The following is an 18,513-nucleotide window of genomic DNA, read 5'->3' on the forward strand; positions in this document are numbered from 1 at the left end:
GCTCCCAGGAGTGGAGGCGTTCACGCGCGGCCCCAGCCCGTCCGCGTGCTCTCCAACCAGGAGACTTCTGACCGTCGAAGCGAGCGACCCATACGGCCGATCACGCTCCCGTCGAGAACCACGATAGCGCGCGCCGTCCTCGCGGGCGAGGATCGTCGCTCTGCGGCGCGGCGAGATACGGTCGCGCCTCGAGAAGCTGCTCGAGCTGCGCGTACACGTCGCCCCAGATCAGTGCGCCGTCGGGACCGTACAGGCGATCGACGTTGACGAACCGGGCGAAGTCCGCCGGATCCGCGAGGACGTCGCGCAGCACGATGCCGAGCAGCATCCGGTTCTGCTCGACGATCGCCGAGCGCAGCCGGGCGAGCTGGGTTTCGGCCGCCCGTGCACGCCGACGAAGGCCGGCCTCGATCTTCGAATGGTTGCGAGTGTCCATCAGAACCCCCGATTTCGCGCGCGTGCGCGATGGGGGTGCCCAAATCGGGCGGGGAGAGAGGACCACACCCCGGGGCTCTGGTCCGCCCCCATCGCCGATGCTGGATTTTTCACGGGGTGGGGGGTCAGCGCGCTTGCGGCGCGCGGTTGCGGCATCGAGTGACCGAGAGGGTCGGGTACGCGGTGTGTCGAGGTACCGCCTCCTCTTATGCCAATAGTGCGCGCACTGTTGGCCTTTGTGTGAGCGAACATTGTGTTGCTCTCGTACCTGTCCCTGTATGTCACGGAATGCATGCGTTCACGGGGCACTCGCGGGATTCGGTGGTTAGCCCCGTCGGTCACTGGAGTGCGCATTCATTCGCCCCGTTCGTCACTGGCGGGGGGCGCAGAGGGGCACAGTGAAACGCCGACGTAGTACCTGTTCCCGTTCGAGCGGATCACCTGAAATCCGGCGAGGCGCATCGCCCTGCCGAGGATCGTGTTGGCGACCGGATAGCTATACGGGATCCCTCGCCGAGCGAGGTTTGCTTCGCGCCACTGGTGGTAGTGGGCGATGAGCTCGCCGGCGAGGATGCGGCCCCCGAGCTGGAGTTCGGCGGTTTCGGGGATGAAGTCATGCAGGATCTGGTCGGCGTAGGTGCGCACGGTCTCCGATACCTTCTGCTGCGAGTAGACCCTCCCGCCGTCGACGCGGGAGTTGAGGAGACGTGCGAGGTGCTTCGCCTGGGTTTTGCTGAGGAGCACGGTGTCGGCGTCGATCTTGAGCGCGATGAAGGTCTCGCCCTCGTGATCGATCGTGTGGACGTCGATCGCGCGATCGGCGGCGTTCATGCTGTGCCACCGCGGAGGATGGCGGCGATCTTGTCGCGCTGCTCGGGCGTGAGCGGGGGAGCGTCGGCGACGATGGCGGCGACGTGCGCGGCGATCGGGTCGGTGTCGGGCTCGAGGCTGGACATGTCGACGCGGATGACTTTGGGGCCGAGGTGGACGGCGCGGATGCGGCCGGCGGCGATCTGCCGGCGGATGGTGCGAGGATCGACGCGCAGTTGGGATGCGGCCTCGTTGACGGTTCCCCACGGCGTGGTGGAGGTGGCGGTAGGCATGGGTAGCTCCGTGAAAGATCGAGATCTCTCGCGGCTCCGTGGGAGCTGGTCGGGTCAGAGTCCTGCCAGCCCACGCGATGCGACTTGTTGCCCTTGCCTCGTGTGACTGAGGTGAATGCTGCTGGCCCTCGTTGCCGTGGTCTGACTCCGGCTTGGGCTGCTCACCTACTGAGGACATATTAACGCCCGGTGATGCATTTGCAAGCATCACCGGGCGTTGATTCGAGTGTGTTCAGGCGTCGTACTGCGTGCTCGCTCGATCGTGGCGGATCTCGTGCTCGAGGTCGATCATCATCTCCAACTCGAGCTGCACCAGCGGGTCGTTGACGATGGAGCCCAGATAGATCACGAAGAACCAGAAGCGGCCGGCCCGGTTCCATTTGCGAGAGGGCACGCCATCCCGATCGCACTTGCGGAACACCCGGCGCAGGTTCCTGATCTCCTCTTCGATGTCTGCGCGATCGTCGCTCGTCGCACCCCTGAGAGGTCGCACCACGAACTCGCGACGCGACGGCGTCCGCGAGACTCGGTGGTGGATGCGGAGTAGCTCCCCGCGAAGGTTCTCGTCGTAGTAGACGTCGAGCGGGAATTCCTCGCCGATGCGAACGGTGTAGTCGGCGTATGGCGCGGTAGATTTGACCATGATCGAGTCCTCCATTGACTTGATCTCAGGCCCTCGTCGAGCTGCAACTCGGCGGGGGCCACCTTCATCCCGGCGGGCGCCGGGAAGCTCATGTCGACGAGTGCCAGAGAATGCGCACGTCGTCGGGGTTGAATGATCGACCGATGCCGGTAGGCATGATGACGATGCGGGCGAAGGCGCGGATCACCGCGCGCTTGGCGTCGATGTGCAATCCGTCCCACACTGCACGCGCGCGCGGTCCGACGAGGTTGTGAGGCATCTGAGCGGGAAGCGCGGCCGCGAGATGCTTCTCGAGCTCGGTTCGCTTGGCCCGCAGCTTCTCGGTGATGCGGCGCAGCTGGTCACCGGTGAGCGTGCCGTCGGCGAACTGATCCGCGGCGAGCGCGAGGCGTGCATCTGTAGCGTCAATCGCTTCGCGGAGCTCGCGCGCCGCGGCGGGGTCTCCCGTGGTGAACAGCTCTGCGGCGTCGGGGCGCTCGAGACGGCCGACGATGATGCGGTCGACCAGCTCGTCGACGGGCTCCTGCAGCCGGCGCACCTTGTGGCACTGGTTGCACGCGTATGCGGCTTTCACCGGCTTGGATTTCGACCCCGGTTTCGGCTGCCACGGCGGGAGACGATGCATACGGCCGCCGAGGGTGTTCTCGCAGAGCCCGCACTCAGCGAGCCCTGAGAGCAGGTGTCGGGGCGTGCGGCCGCCTGACGGCCGCCGGCGTGCAGGGTCGTCGAAAACCGCCAGGAGGCGCTCGTGTGTGTCCGCGTCGAGGATCGGAGGGTGCAGCTCGGTGTCGAACTTGCCGACGACGGCGCCGCGGTGGGTCCGGAGTCCCGCGAGGCTGGGGCGGCGGAGCATCTGCCGCAGGGTGATTCCTTGCCATGGTGCGCCGGCAGGGGAGGGGACGGCGCGCGCGTTCAGGTCGGCGGCGATCGCGCGCAGCGACTCCGACGCGAGTACTCGCCGCGCGGCGTCGCGGATGACGGCGGCCTCCGGTTCGACGATGAGGTCGCGGCCGTCGGCTCGCTCGTAGCCATATCCGGGCCGTGCTGTCGGCAGCCCTCGTGCGGCGCGCTGGTCACTGGCGGACTTCTGTCGCTCTGCCTTGTGTTCGACCTCCTGCGCGCTCGCCGCGGCGAGGATGCGCGCAACCATGCGGCCCGACGCGGTGTTGAGGTCGATCTCTGACGAGGTGACGGTCAGGAACCGCAGTCGGCGACCTTCGGCGAGGTCGATGATCGGTTCGAGATCTCGGGGGAGGCGGTAGAGCCGGTCGGTGTGCCAGATGATGACCGTGTCGACGTCGCCGGCTCGGATCAACTCGAGGACCCGTTCGAATCCCGGGCGCCGCTTGCCGGTGGTCGCCGAGAGGTCGTTGTCGAGCAGCTCCTCGAGGACTTCGACTCCGGCGACTGTGGCGAGCCGGCGGCACTCATCGAGCTGGCGATCGACCCCCGCGGCCTTGCCCGTCGGATCGTCGCTGATTCGTCCGTAGATCACTGCTCCCATAGAAGGATGTTAACTGAATATTGCGACCGCTGGTGTTCCTGATCCTGCCCCTGTCTGTCTTCTTCGCGATCTACCCCGGACTCTTCATCCTCCGGCTCGGCATCGGCTGAGCTCCCACGAAAGGAATCCCATGAACCCGACCCTTCCCTCCCGCGCCCGCGCGACCCGGTGGATGCGCGCGCTCGCGCATGATGACCGCGGCGATGTGCCCGGCTGGGTGCTCGTGACCCTCATGACCGCCGGGCTCGTCGTGCTCATCTGGGCGGTCGCCGGCCCGGCGCTGTCGGATCTGTTCGAGCAGGCGATCCAGCGGGTCTCCGGGCTCCAGTGAGTTCGCCCGGGATCCGCGACGACGAGCGGGGATCGAGCCCCGTCGAGTTCGTGCTCGTCGGAACGCTCCTGACCGCGCTCACGCTCGCCGTGATCCAGCTCGGCGTTGCCGTCTACGTGCGAAACGTGGTGCATGATGCAGCGGTCGAGGGGGCGTACCACGCCGCGCTCGCCGACACCACGCTCGACGAGGGTGCCGAGCGGGCGCGCGAGGTGATCGAGCGCGCAGTGGGGGCCGCCTACGCCGAGGACATCGCCGTCGACGTCACCGACCTCGGCGACCGCGATCGCGTCGATGTGCGCATCCGGACGACGTTCCCGCTGGTCGGCTTGATCGGCATCCCCGCCGGCTGGGAGGTGACCGCGCATGCCCCGATGGAGAGCCTGGGGGAGGAATGACGACGGCTCCGCCGCGCTGGAGTTCATCACGGTCGGGGTGATCCTGCTGGTGCCGTTCGCCTATCTCGTCATCGTGCTGGGCGCCATCCAGGAGCAGCCCTTGGGGGCGGAGGCCGCTGCACGCCACATCGCCCGGACCATCGCGCTGTCGACCGGCCCGGAATCGGCGGCCCTCGCCGCAGACGACGTGCTCACCGCGGTCATCGACGAGTACGGCATGGACGCCGAAGCCACCGACCTCGCTCTTTCCTGCGTGCCCGAGGCGGCCGAGTGCCCTGCGAGCGGCGCGACGATCCGAGTCACGGTGACCACCGTGGTGCGGATGCCGTTCGTGCCGGAGATGCTGGGCCTCGACAGCGCACTCGCCGTTCCGCTGGAAGCCTCCTCCCTGCAGAAGGTCGGTCGCGGATGGGAGAGCGGATGATGCGGCGTCGTGCGAGCGAAGCCGAGGAGGGGAGCATCCTGCTTCTGACCCTGGGCTACGTGCTTCTCTCCCTCGCGATCGTGCTCGTCTGCGTGTGCGCCACCGACCTGTACCTCGCGCAGAAACGGCTCGACGCGCTGGCCGACTCGGCGGCGGCAGCGGCAGCGGACGGGTTCACGCTGGTCGCGGATGAGGACGGCGTCCGTGCCGAGCTCAACGACGACGACATGCGGGAGCAGGCGCTCGAGATCATTGACGCGGTCGAGGGAGACGCCGATCTCATCGACGCGTGGACACCCGATGGCGTCTCGGTGCGGGTGACGGTGACGGCGCCCTGGCACCCGCCGGTGTTCTCGCCCTTCGTGCCCGATGGCGTCGTGCTCGAGGCGACCGCCACGAGCCGCACCGCGCTGCGATGAGCGACCGTCAGCGGGGAGGCGGCGCCGGGTCGTCATCCCGCGCTCGAGGGACGAAACGAGGGATCCACCGGACGAACCCGACGGCACCGAGCAGACCGATCACGCCAATCGCCGCGGCCGCGATCGGAAGAGATGCGACCGCGGTGATCGCCGACACCAGCAGCGGAGCGACCGCCCCACCGGCATCGGTGAGCGTCCGCCAAGACCCGAGGAAGGCCGCGGGCTCGCGCTTCGGGGCGACATCGGCCCCCAGCGTGAGCAGGATGCCGCTGGACAGGCCGTTGCCCACACCGAGCACCGCGGCGAACATCCCGAACCACAGCACCGGAGCCTCGACGTCGTGCGACAGCGAGAGGGCGACGAAGCCCGCTCCCATCAGGATCATCGCCGGCATCGCCGCCCACATCCGTCCGAACCGGTCCATGACCTGCCCGCTCGCGTAGAACAGCGCGAAATCGATCGCGCCCGAGATCCCGACGACCAGTGCGATCGTCTGTGCGTCGAGGCCGAGCGAGAGTCCCCAGAGCGGCAGCACGACCTGGCGGGCCGACCGCACGGCCGACAGCGACGCCGCGGCGAGGCCGAGCCGGCTGAGCACCGTGCGCTGCTGCCACATCGTGCGGAAGATCCCGATCCGCTCGACGGTCGGGATCGCTCCGCTGACCGCCTCGCCCGAATCCTCGGCCGTGCCGATGCGGATGGGGGAGGTCACAGCGACCGGGATCGTCTTCTCCGGATCCGGGCCGAAGAGCACGAGCAGCACCATCACCGTGAGGCATCCCAGGAAGAACCAGATCGCGGCGGCCTCGGTGGCGAACACCTCCAGAAGCCCCGCCGCGACGAACGGCCCGATGAAGATGCCCAGGCGGAAGCTGCCGCCCAGCAACGACAGCGCGCGTGCGCGGAACTCGATGGGCACCCGCGTGGTCATGAAGGCGTGACGCGCGAGTCCGAACGCTGCGGCGCAGAAGCCGAGGACGAAGACGGATGCCGTCAGCACGCCGATCGACGGCGCGAGGACCATCCCGACCGCCGAGAGCATGGCGATCGCACCGGCGATGACCATGGTGAGCCGCTCGCCGATGCGGGCGACCGCCCATCCGGCGGGGAGATTGCCGCAGAGCTGGCCCACGACCAGCGCCGAGGCGACCAGCGCCGCGAACGCGACGTCGGCCCCCATGGATGCCGCGATGACGGGGATCAGCGGGATCACCGCGCCCTCGCCGAGCGAGAAGAGCACGGTCGGGAGGTACACCATCGGTCCGAATCGTCGGAGGACCGTGGATGCACTGCTCACCGTTCGAGGCTACTCCCGCGGCGGCGACAGGATAGGCTCGGTGATCATGCTCGAACTCGATCTCTCCGCCGACATCCAGGCACTCAGGCACACCTTCGGCGACATCAGCGAGGTCGTCGACGTCGCACGACTCCGCGATGAGATCGCGCGTCTCAGCGAAGAAGCAGGCGCCCCCGACCTCTGGGACGACACCGAGAACGCGCAGAAGATCACCAGCGCGCTGAGTCACCGCCAGTCGGAGCTCGCCCGCGTCACCGGTATCGCCCAGCGTCTCGACGATCTCGAGGTGCTCGTCGGCCTGGCCAACGAGATGGGCGACGAGGACTCCGCGCAGGAGGCTCGCGCCGAACTCGCGGCCCTCACCGAGCTCATCAACCAGCTCGAGGTGCAGACGCTGCTCGACGGCGAGTACGACGAGCGATCCGCGATCGTGACGATCCGCTCGGGCGCGGGTGGCGACGACGCCACCGACTTCGCCGAGATGCTCATGCGCATGTATCTGCGCTGGGCCGAGCGTCACAAGTACCCCGTCAAGGTCATGGACACCTCCTACGCCGAGGGCGCGGGAATCAAGTCCGCAACGTTCGAGATCGATGCGCCCTACGCATTCGGCACGGTGTCGGTCGAGGCCGGCACGCACCGACTGGCGCGCATCAGTCCCTTCGGTTCGGCCGACAAGCGTCAGACGTCGTTCGCCGCGGTCGAGGTCATCCCGCTCATGGAGGAGGCGACCGAGGTCGACATCCCCGAGAGCGACATCCGCGTCGACGTCTTCCGCTCGTCCGGCCCCGGAGGGCAGTCGGTCAACACCACCGACTCCGCCGTTCGTCTGACGCACCTTCCGACCGGCATCGTCGTGTCGATGCAGAACGAGAAGTCGCAGATCCAGAACCGTGCCGCAGCCATGCGCGTCCTGCAGACTCGCCTTCTCCTGCTGCAGAAGGAGCAGGAAGCGGCGAAGAAGAAGGAGCTCGCGGGCAACATCACCGCCAGCTGGGGCGACCAGATGCGCTCGTACTTCCTCTACGGTCAGCAGCTCGTGAAGGATCTGCGCACCGGATACGAGTCAGGCAACCCGATGGCGGTCTTCGACGGCGATCTCGACGGCTTCATCTCGGCCGGCATCCGGTGGCGCAAGCGTCCCGAAGAGGACTGATCGCGAGCGGGCCGCCTGCAGCTCAGCGGGCGACGCCCTCGAGCGTGCCGGTGACTGTGCCGTCGTAGCTGTAGATCAAACACTGCATGGTGCGGTCTCCGCCGGCCCACGACGTCTCCGTCGGCGTGAGCCACCAGTAATCCAGCTCGGAGTCCTCGTAGGCGATGTCGGCGAAGTCCTCGAACTCGGGTTCACACTCGCGGATCGCGGCGTCGGCGAGTGCGTCCTCACCGGGGAAGTCGCCGTCCGGCAGAGTGAACTCGTAATAGATCTCGTCGAGATGCGGGCCGTCGCAGGGCACGGTCGTCACCTCGAGGAACTCCTCACCGTCGAGTCCCTCGGGCAGGCAGTCGCCCACCTCCAGATCGCTGGCGTAGATGACCTCGCTGCCGGGCACGTCGTCAGCGCTGCTCGAGCCGGCGGGGGAGACTTCCGCGACGAACGCGAGCACCGCGGCGATGAGCGCTCCGAGCACCGCGACAGCCAGGCCCGCAATCCCCGCCCACTTCCGGGCGCGGAGGAAGAGCGAGACGATCGACAGAACGAATCCGGCACCGAGGAGCAACCATCCGAGGAGCGGGATCTGCGGGATGCACGCAACGATCGCCCCGAGCCCGGCTGCGACGAGGCCGGCGAGTCCGATGGCCGGGAACGGCGCAGGGGAGGCCGCGGGGAGGGCGTAGCCGTCGTAGACCACCGGCGTCCCGGTCGCCGGCGAGGGTGGCGGAAACTGCGCGGCCGACGGATGTGACGGATGCCCCGGAGCCGACGGATATGCCGGTGCCGAGGGGAACTGCGGCGCTGATGTGTACTGCGGGACCGCGGGAGACTGCGGCGCAGCGGCGGGCGGCGTGAAGGGCGGTACGAACGGCGCGGGTTCGGGAGCCACGGGTTCTGGAGCCACCGGCGCGGCGACGTGCGTCGTCCACCCCGATCCGTCCCACCAGCGTTTCTGCCCGGATCCGTCGTCGTACCAGCCTGCGGGAGTCGACACCTCGGTGGTGCTCGTCGTCTCGACGGCCCGCGGTCAGCGGGCGCTGGCCTCGACGGTCACTTCCGCGACGTCCTGCATCAGTTCGTCCCTGATGACGATCGTGTAGGAGTCGCTCTGCGCGACGTCGAACGACAGCGTGCCCTGCGCGGTCTCGCCCGGAGCCAGCTGGGCGGACTCGAGCGTGGCGTCGCCGAAGTAGTCGTAGGTGCCTTCGTTGCCGTCGGCATCGATCACCGTGAAGTAGAGGGGGTTCACCGAAGTGTCACCGCTGATGGCCTCCCACGTGAGCTCGACCTGCAGATATCCGCCGTTCTCGGCCTCGAAGCTCGAGCCGTTCGACGTGCCCCACGACGCGGCGGTGATGGTGACTTCACTCTCGCCCGCGTACTGATTCACGGTGACGGGGGAGCCCATCGTGCCCTCGACGATCTCGCCGGAGTCCTCTCCGCCGTCGGTGCCGATCGAGGGCACGGGCGGGGGTGAGTACGACTCCGCGGTGTCGATCGCGATCTGGGCGATACCGAACGTGAAGAACACGATCGCCATGATGCCGCCGACGATTCCACCCAGGACGGACACGCCGATTCCCGTGATTCCCGGCCACTTCTTGCCCTTGAGGAAGAGCGAGACGATCGACACGACGAGGCCGGCGAAGAGCAGGATCCAGCCGAAGACCGCGGTCAGCAGGAAGCAGACGAGGATCGTTCCCAGAACGGCGAGACCGAGTCCGACCAGGCCGAGAACCGACATCGGGCGGGGCTCGGCGACGGCGGAACCCGGGTACGGGGCGTAGCCGCCGGGGGCGCCGCCGTAGGGAGCGCTGCCGGGGTAAGCGCCCGTCGGAGTGACGCCGTAGGCCGGAGCGGTGCCGGGGGCGCTCGTCGGGTAGCCGGGCGCGGAGACGGCCGGCGCCGCGTACGCAGGCGCCTCGGGGGCCGCATATGCGGGGGGTTCGGGAGCCGCGTACGCGGGCGCTTCGGGTACGGCAGAGGCGGGCGCCTCGGGAGCCGAGAAACCGGGCGATTCGGGGGCGACGTACGCGGGCGATTCGGGGGCGACGTACGCGGGCGATTCGGGGGCGGAACCGGATTCGGTCTCCCCGGCTGCGGCATCCGCATGCGCCGACGGCTCGTCCTCTTCGGCGACCGCGATGGTCGCATCGATCTCGGCCTCGGTCGGAACGACGGGGAGCGGTTCCTCCGCGACCTGCTCGGTCGGCTGCGCGGAGACCGGGGTCGCCTCGGGAGCGGTCGCCTCGGGGGCGAAGTGCTCGGTCCACTGCTCGCCGTCCCACCAGCGCTGACGCCCGGAACCGTCGTCGTACCAGCCTGCAGGTGTCGTCATGGCATCCCCCTCGGATCTCGCGTCCGCGTGGATGCCGCGGACTGCCACTTCATGTATAGCAGTGGCCCGGGACATCGACGGAGACGGATGTCCAACGATGCACTCTCGTACGTCCGGCCCGCGCGGGGTGTCGCACGCGGCGCGGGAGGGGAGCGCGCTTAGGCTCGTACCGCCATGATTCGGTTCGAGAACGTCACGAAACGCTACCGCGGGACGTCCAAGCCCGCCCTCTCCGGAGTCGACTTCGAGGTGCAGCGCGGGGAGTTCGTCTTCCTCGTCGGCGCCTCGGGCTCCGGGAAGTCGTCCTGCCTGCGGCTCATCTTGCGCGAGGACGTGCCCACCACGGGACGCGTCGCCGTGATGGGGCGCGACCTCCGATCGCTCGCGAACCGCAAGGTGCCGTACTTCCGGCGCCACATCGGTTCGGTGTTCCAGGACTTCCGGCTGCTTCCGTCGAAGACGGTGTACCAGAACGTCGCCTTCACCCTGCAGGTGACCGGTTCGTCACGGGGCTTCATCCAGCAGGCCGTTCCCGAGGCGCTGGCCCTGGTCGGTCTCGACGGCAAGCAGAAGCGCATGCCGCACGAGCTCTCGGGCGGTGAGCAGCAGCGCGTCGCGATCGCGCGCGCTCTCGTCAACCGCCCGCAGGTGCTGCTCGCGGATGAGCCGACGGGAAACCTCGACCCCGCCACCTCGGTCGACATCATGCAGCTGCTCGCTCGCATCAACGCCGGCGGCACGACCGTGCTCATGGCCACGCACGAGGCCGGTTTCGTCGATCAGATGAAGCGCCGCGTGATCGAGCTCCGAGATGGCGTGATGGTCCGCGACGAGGTGCACGGCGGTTACGGCGACACCTCCAACATCCCGCGGCTCGTTCCCGAGGAGGTGCGCGGTGCCGCAGCCGCGGCCGCCCTCACGGCGGTGCAGGAGGTGCAGCGTCAGACGTCGGATCTGTCGATCGTGCGGGCGGCATTGACCGAGGAGCTCAGCGCACAGCGCAAGGCCGCGGCATCCGCTCCGACTCCCGCCGCGTCGGCATCCGCTCCGGTTCCCTCCGCCCCGGCACCCGCGCCGACCTCGGATCCGGTGCCCGCCGCGGCTCCTGCGGAGCCCGTCGCCGAAGCGGCGGTGCCTACCGAAGACGATGCCGCGCCCACGCCTCCCACAGGTCCGCGCACGCATCCGATCGTGCTCCCCGAGGTGAACGTCGCCGAGCTCGGAGTCGCCGACAGACTCGGCCTCTCCAGCGGCGACGACGAAGAAGTGGGGCCGACCTCATGAGAATCGGACTGATCCTCACCGAGGCCCTTCTGGGCCTGCGCCGGAACATCTCGATGGTGATCTCGGTGGTGCTCGTGACGTTCGTCTCGCTCACCTTCGTGGGCGCCGCGATCCTGATGCAGTCGCAGATCGGCGTCATGCGCGGGTACTGGAGCGAACGCGCCCAGGTCGCCGTGTACATGTGCTCGGCGGTGTCGGAGTCCGACACCTGCGTCGACGGGGCTGCGAGCGAGGAGCAGGTCGCCTCGGTGCGCGCCCAGCTCGAGGGCGACGCGCTCGCACCGCTCATCAGCTCGATGACCTTCGACACGAAGGAAGACACTTACGCCAAGCTCGTCGAGCAGGTGGGCGAGGAACAGGCGAGCGTGATCACCCCGGACCAGGCGTTCGAGGTCTTCTTCGTGACGATGAAGGATCCGGGGCAGTCCCAGGTGCTCTCCGAGGCTTTCAGCGGTCAGACCGGCGTCGAGCAGGTCAAGGATCAACTGCAATACCTCGAACCGCTGTTCTCGGCCCTCACCGTCGCGACATACGTGGCCGTCGGGATCGCCGTGCTCATGCTCATCGCGGCGACGCTGCTCATCGCCACGACCATCCGATTGTCGGCGTACGCGCGACGGAAGGAGATCGGGATCATGCGCCTGGTGGGCGCGTCGAACCGGTTCATCCAGACCCCGTTCGTGCTGGAGGGCGTCTTCGCCGCTCTCCTCGGATCCGCTCTCGCGAGCGCCGCGATCGTCGCCGGTGTCCACTTCGGGGTGAACGGATACCTGCGGGGACGCGTGCCCTTCATCACCACGTGGATCGGAATGCAGGATGCCGCGTGGGTGGTGCCGGTGCTGATCGGCATCGGTGTCGTGCTCGCCGCGCTGTCCGCGGGGTTCGCGATCCGGCGCTGGCTGCGCACCTGACCCTGGCCGCCGAGCCGGAAGTGGCTCGGAGGCACGCGACGCAGGTATGCTGAAAGGCTGTTGTGCGAGCGCACGACACGGATCAGGAGAGCATCATGCCCAGGGAACGCGGGGAGAAGGTCATCGCGACCAATCGTCGCGCACGTCACGACTACAACATCGAGAAGTCGTACGAGGCGGGGATGGTGCTCACCGGCACCGAAGTCAAGTCACTGCGTCAGGGGCGCGCGAATCTCTCGGACGGTTACGCGTTCGTCAAGGGCAACGAGGTCTTCCTCGACTCCGTGCACATCCCCGAGTACTCGCAGGGGCACTGGACGAACCATTCGGCCAAGCGCATCCGCAAGTTGCTGCTGCACCGCGAGGAGATCGCGAAGATCGCCCATGCGGTCTCGGCGGGCGGTTACACGCTGATCCCGCTCAAGCTGTATTTCTCCGACGGTCGCGCCAAGGTCGAGATCGCACTCGCGAAGGGCAAGCGCGAGTACGACAAGCGCCAGACGCTCCGCGAGCGTCAGGACACGCGCGAGGCCGAACGCGCGATGCGACTGCGCAACCGCGTCGGCGAATAGCCGCCGCTCAGGGCGACGGCGTGAAGCCGAATGCCCGACCGAGGAACGCGAGTTCGCGCTCGAGTGCATCGACGACGGTCTCCGCGCGCCGGAAGCCGTGTCCTTCTCCGGGGTAGAGCACGTACTCGTGATCGACGCCCCGTCGGGCGAGTGCCTCGCGGATGGCTTCGGACTGCGACGGCGGGACGACGATGTCATCGGCGCCCTGCAGCAGCAGCACCGGAACACCGATCCGGTCGGCGTGCGTCAGGGGGGAGCGCTCGATGTAGAGCTCTTCGGCCGCTGGGAGCGGACCGACGAGGCCGTCGATGTAGTGCTTCTCGAAATCGTGGGAGTCGGCCACGAGCATCCTCAGGTCGGAGACGCCGTAGCGCGAGATACCGGCCGCGAAGGCGCCCCCTCGCACGAGCGCGGACAGGACGGTCCACCCGCCGGCCGAGCCTCCGCGGATCGCGAGGCGCGTCGGGTCCGCAAGGCCGGACTCCGCGAGGCCATGCGCCGCGGCGATGACGTCGTCGACGTCGACGACACCCCACTGGCCGTCGAGTCGCTCGCGATAGGCGCGTCCATAGCCCGTCGACCCGCCGTAGTTGACGTCGAGCACCCCGATCCCACGGCTCGTATAGAAAGCCAGTGCCGCCGAGGTCGCGCCGGTCACGTGGGCCGTCGGGCCGCCGTGCACCAGCACCAGGTAAGGCGGGAGTTCGTCGGCGGATGCCGCAGCACCCGGGTTCGCGGGCGGATACGCGTAAGCGTGAACCGGACCGTGGAGGCCGTCGAAGGTGAGCGGGAGGGGCGAGGGCATCCACGCGGGATCGACGGGTTCGCCCCCGCGGACCGCGACGACGGCACCCGTGTCGAGATCGGCGCACCACACGCCGGAGGTGACACCCGATCCGTTGCCCGAGAGGAGGACGAGCGAGCCGACGACGTCATCGATGCTGACGTGTCCATCGCACGGCGCCTCGACGCGTCGCTCCGAGCCGTCGGCGGAAAGGACGACGATCTCGTCTCGGCCGTTCGTGCGCACGGCCACGAGACGACCGTCATCGAGAGGTTGGAACCAACGATTGCCGAGAACCCACAGTCCGTAGCCGGTGTCGGCGTCGGCGGGGGCGAGTGGGACCGGCGGAGTCGTGGGCGCGATCCCGTCGACAGCGATCCGGTGGACTCCCCAGCGCCCGTCGTGGTCGTCGGCGAAGACGAGTTCGCTCTCGGATCGCCATTCCGGCTGCAGAGCCGCACGCGTGGACACGGAGCCGGTCTCGCCGGTGCGCAGGTCGCGCAGACGCAGATGCGCTTCGTCCCACGGCATCCGCTCGCCCGACCACTCGACCCAGGCCAGCCGCGTGCCGTCGGGGGAGAGCGCGGGATGGGCGTAGAACGCGCCGCTCTCGACGTGCACGATGACGGCGGACGCGGACTCGCCGGCCGACCCGTCGGTCGGGATCTCGACGATCGCTCGACGATGCTCCCTCGAGTCCTCCCGCACGGCGAGAAGACGGCCGTTCTGCACACGTAGCCCGCCGTGGGCGGGGCCCGGAGGGGTGAGCGCCACGGGCTCGGTCCCGCGTCGGAACCGGTAGACGCGCTGATCGTCGGCGTGCACGAAGAAGAGGGTGCCATCGGCATCCGCCGTCCATGCTCCGCCGCCGTACTCGTGCACGCGCGAACGCGCGCCCCAGGGCGCAGGGAGCACCTCGTGGCCGAGCGAGGAGCGCACCGTCATCCGACCGCCCTCGGCGGGCACCGACTCCGCCCACCAGATCTCCTCACGGACGAACCGTGCTCCGTCGAGGCGGGGTGAGGCCGCGGCAACGGATGCCGCGGTGAAGGGCGAGGGCCAGGAACCGTACGGTGACGACATGGTTCGAGCCTATGCGTCGGCGGGAGCGCGACGGGCCCGGGTGCGTGTCAGACCGCGCGGAGAACAGCGACGACCTTTCCGAGCACGACGGCTTCGTCGCCCAGGATCGGTTCGAACGCGGAGTTGCGCGGAAGCAGCCACGTGTGGCCGTCGCGGCGCCGGAAGGTCTTGACCGTCGCCTCGCCGTCGAGCATCGCCGCGACGATCTCACCGTTCTCGGCGGTGTGCTGGGACCGGACGACGACCCAGTCGCCGTCGCAGATCGCCGCGTCGATCATGGACTCGCCCGAGACCTTGAGCATGAACAGATCGCCTTTGCCGACGAGCTGTCGCGGCAGAGGGAAGATCTCCTCGACGTGCTGGTCGGCCGTGATCGGGACGCCGGCGGCGATGCGGCCGACGAGGGGCACCAGAGCGGCGTCGCCCACGGGAGTCGCGACATCTGCGGGGTTCTCGGTGCTCGTGCCGGGCAGATCGATCAGGACCTCCATGGCACGCGTCTTGCCGGGATCGCGACGCAGGTAGCCACTGAGCTCGAGCTGGCCGAGCTGGTGGGTCACGCTCGAGAGCGACTTGAGCCCCACGGCGTCGCCGATCTCCCTCATGCTGGGCGGATACCCCTGCTGGGCGATCGACGCCTGGATCACCTCGAGGATGGCCATCTGCTTGGGGCTCAGGCTCTTCCGACGACGTGTGCGCGGTGCCTCGGGATCGGGGGCGGTGATCTCGCTCATGATGCTCCTTCGGTGCGCGATTCCGGCGTCCTTCGTCGAATGTCGGAGGCCCGTGGTTCGGTGTTGATATCGAAACCGTATCCGAGAAAAGCGCGGATGTGGAAGATCTGTTCGAGCGTGTCGGCGAAATCGCGAATGCGATTTCGAAGAAAGCTTGACAGATATTCGAATTCGAAGATACCTTCGGAACGTAGCTTCGCACTCGCCTCTCCCGGCCGAGAGGCGGATGCGAACGCTACGCCAACGTGGTCATCGCTCGCGGGTGATGACAGACCTCCGGTTCGCCGGAGCAAGGCAGAGGAGAACGACATGAGCAGCATCACCTTCAGCACCGTAGCCGTCCGTCCGGTTCACCCGTCGACGCGTCTCCGGCTGACGGCGCGCGGTCGTCGTGTCCTGCTCGCCCTGGCCGCGCTTCCTCTCGCGTTCGGCATCGCCTTCGCCGCACTCAGCGGCGGTAGCGCGCTGGCGACCGGAGAAGGCGCCGGCACGGTGACGTTCGAGACGGTCACCGTGATGCCCGGAGACACGCTGTGGTCGATCGCGGCCGAGGTCTCGCCCGAGTCCGACCCGCGAGAGGTGATCGGCGAGATCACCCGTCTCAACATGCTGCAGGGCGGCGTGCTGCAGATCGGCCAGGAGCTGTCGATCCCGGCGGAGTACGCGAGCTGATTCGTCCGGACGGTCGTCCGGATCGCGAAAGGCGGTAACGCGAAGAGCGCGCCCGGCTGTGCCGCCTAGCATGGAGTGGTGACTTCTTCGCTCGATGATCTCCCTCTCCGCGACGATCTCCGAGGGCTCACCCCGTATGGGGCCCCTCAGGCGCCGCTTCCGATCGCTCTGAACGTCAACGAGAACACGCATCCCGTGCCGGATGCGGTGGCGAGCGACATCCTCGACGACATCGCGGTCGCGCTCCGTGACGTGAATCGTTACCCCGACCGCGAGTTCACCGCTCTCCGCGAAGGCTTCGCACAGTACCTGGGTCACGGCCTCGACGCCGCGCAGATCTGGGCAGGCAACGGGTCAAACGAGGTTCTCCAGCACATCCTCCAGGCCTTCGCGGGGCCAGGGCGGACGGTGTTCGGCTTCGCGCCGACGTACTCGATGTACCCGCTGCTGACTCAGGGGACAGGCGCGCGCTGGATGGCGGGGGAGCGCCAGCCCGACTACACGATCACCCCGGAAGAGGCGGTCGCTCAGATCGAGCAGGCCGATCCCGATGTCGTTCTTCTGTGCTCTCCGAACAATCCCACGGGTACGCCGCTCGGACTCGATGTCGTTGAAGCGGTGTATGCCGCCACTCGCGGTGTGGTCGTCGTCGACGAGGCCTATCAGGAGTTCGCTCCGCACGACGCACCTTCGGCGCTCACGCTGCTGGAGGGGCGCCCGCGGCTCGCGGTGTCGCGCACGATGAGCAAGGCCTTTGCCTTCGCCGGAGCGCGAGTGGGATACCTGGCCGCCGATCCCGCGTTCATCGACGCTCTGCGTCTCGTTCGGCTGCCGTACCACCTGAGCGCGCTCACCCAGGCGGCGGCGGTCGCGGCGCTCCGCAACTCCGACGTCATGCTGGGCATGGTCGAGGAGATCGTCGCGCAACGCGATCGGATCACGGCGACGCTCGAGGCGCTCGGATACACGCCTCACGAGTCCTGGTCGAACTTCGTCCTGTTCGGCGGTGTCGCCGACCCGAAGGCGACGTGGCAGCGCCTCTACGAGCAGGGCGTGCTGATCCGTGACGTCGGGATCCCCGGCCACCTGCGCGTCACCGCGGGCACCGAGGCGGAGACCACGGCGTTCCTGGATGCGCTCGCCTCGATAGAATCGGCATCATGAGCACCTCCACCCCGACCCCGCGCGTCGCGCGTCGCGTGCGCAGCACGTCGGAGTCCACCGTCGAGCTCGAGCTGAACCTCGACGGCACCGGCGCCAGCCGCATCGACACCTCCGTGCCGTTCTTCGACCACATGCTCACCGCCTTCGCCAAGCACTCGCTCACCGATCTGACGGTGCGGGCGTCGGGCGACACCCACATCGATGCGCACCACACCGTGGAGGACATCTCGATCGTGCTCGGCCAGGCGATCGGCGAGGCGCTCGGCGACAAGGCGGGCATCTCTCGCTACGGCGACGCACTCGTGCCCCTCGACGAGGCGCTGGCCCAGGCTGTCGTCGACATCTCGGGTCGCCCGTACCTCGTGCACGAGGGGGAACCCGCGGGCTTCGAACAGCACCTCATCGGTGGCCACTTCACGGGCTCGCTCGTGCGTCACACCTTCGAGGCGATCGCGTTCAACGCCGCGCTCACCGTGCACGTGCGCGTGCTGGGCGGCCGCGACCCGCACCACATCGCCGAGGCGGAGTACAAGGCCTTCGCGCGCGCCTTCCGCGAGGCCAAGGCGCTCGACCCGCTGGTCGACGGCATCCCGTCGACCAAGGGTGCACTGTGACCCGCACACCTCGGGTCGCCGTCTTCGACTACGAGTCCGGCAACGTGCACTCGGCGGTGAAGGCGCTGGTCGCCGCGGGAGCGGATACCGTTCTCACCCGCGATCGCACCGAGGCACTCGAAGCCGATGGGCTGCTCGTGCCCGGTGTCGGCGCGTTCGCCGCGGTCCGAGACGCGCTGCGGGCGCACGGGGGAGACGACATCATCGATCGCCGGCTCGCGGGTGGACGCCCGGTCATGGGGATCTGCGTCGGGATGCAGGTGCTCTTCGAACGCGGCGTCGAACGCGGGCAGAACACCGAGGGACTGGGGGAGTGGCCGGGGGCAGTCACCGAGCTCAACGCCTCGGTCCTCCCGCACATGGGCTGGAACACGGTGTCCCCGGGGCCCGACAGCGTCCTGTTCGACGGCATCGAGGACGAACGCTTCTACTTCGTGCACTCGTACGCGGCACAGACCTGGGAGCTCGACGTCATCCCGCCGTTCCCGCAGCCCGTTCTCACGTGGACGACGTACGGCGATCCGTTTCTGGCCGCGGTCGAGAACGGCCCGCTCACCGCGACGCAGTTCCACCCCGAGAAGTCGGGGGACGCGGGCATCCGCCTGCTGCGCAACTGGACCCGGAGTCTCTGAGAGACGCCGCCCGGC

The 18,513-nt window shown here is 68.5% G+C and carries 22 protein-coding genes; 12 read left to right on the plus strand and 10 right to left on the minus strand.

What is annotated here, in order from left to right; all coding sequences use genetic code 11:
* Positions 1 to 100: 100 nt before the first annotated feature.
* The 5 genes from ACIPVN_RS15320 to ACIPVN_RS15340 all read right to left on the minus strand — a co-directional run bounded on the left by ACIPVN_RS15320 (position 101) and on the right by ACIPVN_RS15340 (position 3,685).
* A complete protein-coding gene (locus tag ACIPVN_RS15320; protein ID WP_400444560.1) occupies positions 101 to 436 on the minus strand; it encodes a hypothetical protein in 336 nt (111 codons plus the stop codon).
* A 353-nt stretch (positions 437 to 789) separates the two neighbouring features.
* On the minus strand, positions 790 to 1,266 hold the full coding sequence (locus ACIPVN_RS15325) for a hypothetical protein (RefSeq protein ID WP_400444563.1): 477 nt from the start codon (positions 1,264 to 1,266) through the stop codon (positions 790 to 792).
* Positions 1,263 to 1,538: a helix-turn-helix domain-containing protein gene (locus tag ACIPVN_RS15330; protein ID WP_400444565.1), complete on the minus strand. Its 276-nt coding sequence runs from the start codon at positions 1,536 to 1,538 to the stop codon at positions 1,263 to 1,265. Before ACIPVN_RS15330 ends, ACIPVN_RS15325 begins: the two co-directional genes overlap by 4 nt.
* Before the next feature lie 232 nt (positions 1,539 to 1,770).
* On the minus strand, positions 1,771 to 2,181 hold the full coding sequence (locus tag ACIPVN_RS15335; RefSeq protein ID WP_400444568.1) for a hypothetical protein: 411 nt from the start codon (positions 2,179 to 2,181) through the stop codon (positions 1,771 to 1,773).
* Positions 2,182 to 2,269: 88 nt separating this feature from the next.
* Positions 2,270 to 3,685, minus strand: coding sequence for a recombinase family protein (locus ACIPVN_RS15340; protein ID WP_400444570.1), 1,416 nt, complete (start codon positions 3,683 to 3,685; stop codon positions 2,270 to 2,272).
* Between the two features lie 130 nt (positions 3,686 to 3,815).
* On the opposite strand from ACIPVN_RS15340, the gene ACIPVN_RS15345 reads away from it, so the two are divergent.
* Genes ACIPVN_RS15345 through ACIPVN_RS15360 form a run of 4 tightly spaced genes read left to right on the plus strand, consistent with a single transcriptional unit; the run spans position 3,816 to position 5,257 of the window.
* Positions 3,816 to 4,016: a hypothetical protein gene (locus ACIPVN_RS15345; RefSeq protein WP_400444572.1), complete on the plus strand. Its 201-nt coding sequence runs from the start codon at positions 3,816 to 3,818 to the stop codon at positions 4,014 to 4,016.
* Complete coding sequence (locus ACIPVN_RS15350) at positions 4,013 to 4,414, plus strand: TadE/TadG family type IV pilus assembly protein (RefSeq protein ID WP_400444574.1); 402 nt, start codon at positions 4,013 to 4,015, stop codon at positions 4,412 to 4,414. The genes ACIPVN_RS15345 and ACIPVN_RS15350 overlap by 4 nt, the downstream gene beginning before the upstream one ends.
* On the plus strand, positions 4,383 to 4,838 hold the full coding sequence (locus ACIPVN_RS15355) for a TadE family protein (RefSeq protein WP_400444577.1): 456 nt from the start codon (positions 4,383 to 4,385) through the stop codon (positions 4,836 to 4,838). The genes ACIPVN_RS15350 and ACIPVN_RS15355 overlap by 32 nt, the downstream gene beginning before the upstream one ends.
* Positions 4,823 to 5,257, plus strand: a complete 435-nt coding sequence (locus ACIPVN_RS15360) for a pilus assembly protein TadG-related protein (protein ID WP_400444580.1) — start codon at positions 4,823 to 4,825, stop codon at positions 5,255 to 5,257. Before ACIPVN_RS15355 ends, ACIPVN_RS15360 begins: the two co-directional genes overlap by 16 nt.
* Before the next feature lie 7 nt (positions 5,258 to 5,264).
* Here the strand turns inward: ACIPVN_RS15360 and ACIPVN_RS15365 are convergent, their stop codons facing one another.
* Entirely contained in the window at positions 5,265 to 6,515 is a 1,251-nt protein-coding gene (locus ACIPVN_RS15365) for an MFS transporter (protein WP_400444717.1), read from the minus strand.
* Positions 6,516 to 6,600: 85 nt separating this feature from the next.
* Between ACIPVN_RS15365 and prfB the strand changes: the two genes are divergently transcribed.
* A complete protein-coding gene (gene prfB, locus ACIPVN_RS15370; protein WP_400444582.1) occupies positions 6,601 to 7,710 on the plus strand; it encodes a peptide chain release factor 2 in 1,110 nt (369 codons plus the stop codon).
* Between the two features lie 22 nt (positions 7,711 to 7,732).
* Here the strand turns inward: prfB and ACIPVN_RS15375 are convergent, their stop codons facing one another.
* Both ACIPVN_RS15375 and ACIPVN_RS15380 read right to left on the minus strand, forming a co-directional pair.
* On the minus strand, positions 7,733 to 8,704 hold the full coding sequence (locus ACIPVN_RS15375) for a septum formation family protein (RefSeq protein WP_400444585.1): 972 nt from the start codon (positions 8,702 to 8,704) through the stop codon (positions 7,733 to 7,735).
* A gap of 33 nt (positions 8,705 to 8,737) precedes the next feature.
* Positions 8,738 to 10,048, minus strand: a complete 1,311-nt coding sequence (locus tag ACIPVN_RS15380; RefSeq protein WP_400444588.1) for a DUF2510 domain-containing protein — start codon at positions 10,046 to 10,048, stop codon at positions 8,738 to 8,740.
* Between the two features lie 174 nt (positions 10,049 to 10,222).
* On the opposite strand from ACIPVN_RS15380, the gene ftsE reads away from it, so the two are divergent.
* From ftsE to smpB, 3 genes are all read left to right on the plus strand, one after another.
* Complete coding sequence (ftsE, locus tag ACIPVN_RS15385; RefSeq protein ID WP_400444591.1) at positions 10,223 to 11,332, plus strand: cell division ATP-binding protein FtsE; 1,110 nt, start codon at positions 10,223 to 10,225, stop codon at positions 11,330 to 11,332.
* On the plus strand, positions 11,329 to 12,243 hold the full coding sequence (ftsX, locus tag ACIPVN_RS15390; RefSeq protein ID WP_400444592.1) for a permease-like cell division protein FtsX: 915 nt from the start codon (positions 11,329 to 11,331) through the stop codon (positions 12,241 to 12,243). The genes ftsE and ftsX overlap by 4 nt, the downstream gene beginning before the upstream one ends.
* A 95-nt stretch (positions 12,244 to 12,338) precedes the next feature.
* Complete coding sequence (gene smpB / locus ACIPVN_RS15395) at positions 12,339 to 12,815, plus strand: SsrA-binding protein SmpB (protein ID WP_247956542.1); 477 nt, start codon at positions 12,339 to 12,341, stop codon at positions 12,813 to 12,815.
* Between the two features lie 7 nt (positions 12,816 to 12,822).
* Here smpB and ACIPVN_RS15400 read toward each other — a convergent pair whose 3' ends face one another.
* Complete coding sequence (locus ACIPVN_RS15400; protein ID WP_400444596.1) at positions 12,823 to 14,682, minus strand: S9 family peptidase; 1,860 nt, start codon at positions 14,680 to 14,682, stop codon at positions 12,823 to 12,825.
* Between the two features lie 47 nt (positions 14,683 to 14,729).
* Positions 14,730 to 15,416 (minus strand): transcriptional repressor LexA, encoded by a 687-nt coding sequence (gene lexA / locus ACIPVN_RS15405; protein WP_247625332.1) that lies wholly within the window; start codon positions 15,414 to 15,416, stop codon positions 14,730 to 14,732.
* A 309-nt stretch (positions 15,417 to 15,725) separates the two neighbouring features.
* Between lexA and ACIPVN_RS15410 the strand changes: the two genes are divergently transcribed.
* From ACIPVN_RS15410 to hisH, 4 genes are all read left to right on the plus strand, one after another.
* Positions 15,726 to 16,088: a LysM peptidoglycan-binding domain-containing protein gene (locus tag ACIPVN_RS15410; protein ID WP_400444599.1), complete on the plus strand. Its 363-nt coding sequence runs from the start codon at positions 15,726 to 15,728 to the stop codon at positions 16,086 to 16,088.
* Positions 16,089 to 16,166: 78 nt separating this feature from the next.
* The gene (locus ACIPVN_RS15415; RefSeq protein ID WP_400444602.1) at positions 16,167 to 17,252 is read left to right on the plus strand and encodes a histidinol-phosphate transaminase; all 1,086 of its coding nucleotides are present in this window, start codon (positions 16,167 to 16,169) and stop codon (positions 17,250 to 17,252) included.
* Positions 17,249 to 17,866 (plus strand): imidazoleglycerol-phosphate dehydratase HisB, encoded by a 618-nt coding sequence (hisB, locus tag ACIPVN_RS15420; protein WP_400444604.1) that lies wholly within the window; start codon positions 17,249 to 17,251, stop codon positions 17,864 to 17,866. Before ACIPVN_RS15415 ends, hisB begins: the two co-directional genes overlap by 4 nt.
* Positions 17,863 to 18,498 (plus strand): imidazole glycerol phosphate synthase subunit HisH, encoded by a 636-nt coding sequence (gene hisH / locus ACIPVN_RS15425; protein ID WP_400444607.1) that lies wholly within the window; start codon positions 17,863 to 17,865, stop codon positions 18,496 to 18,498. The genes hisB and hisH overlap by 4 nt, the downstream gene beginning before the upstream one ends.
* Positions 18,499 to 18,513: the final 15 nt, after the last annotated feature.

The sequence above is a fragment of the Microbacterium sp. NPDC090003 genome (assembly GCF_044748385.1).
Lineage (GTDB): Bacteria > Actinomycetota > Actinomycetes > Actinomycetales > Microbacteriaceae > Microbacterium.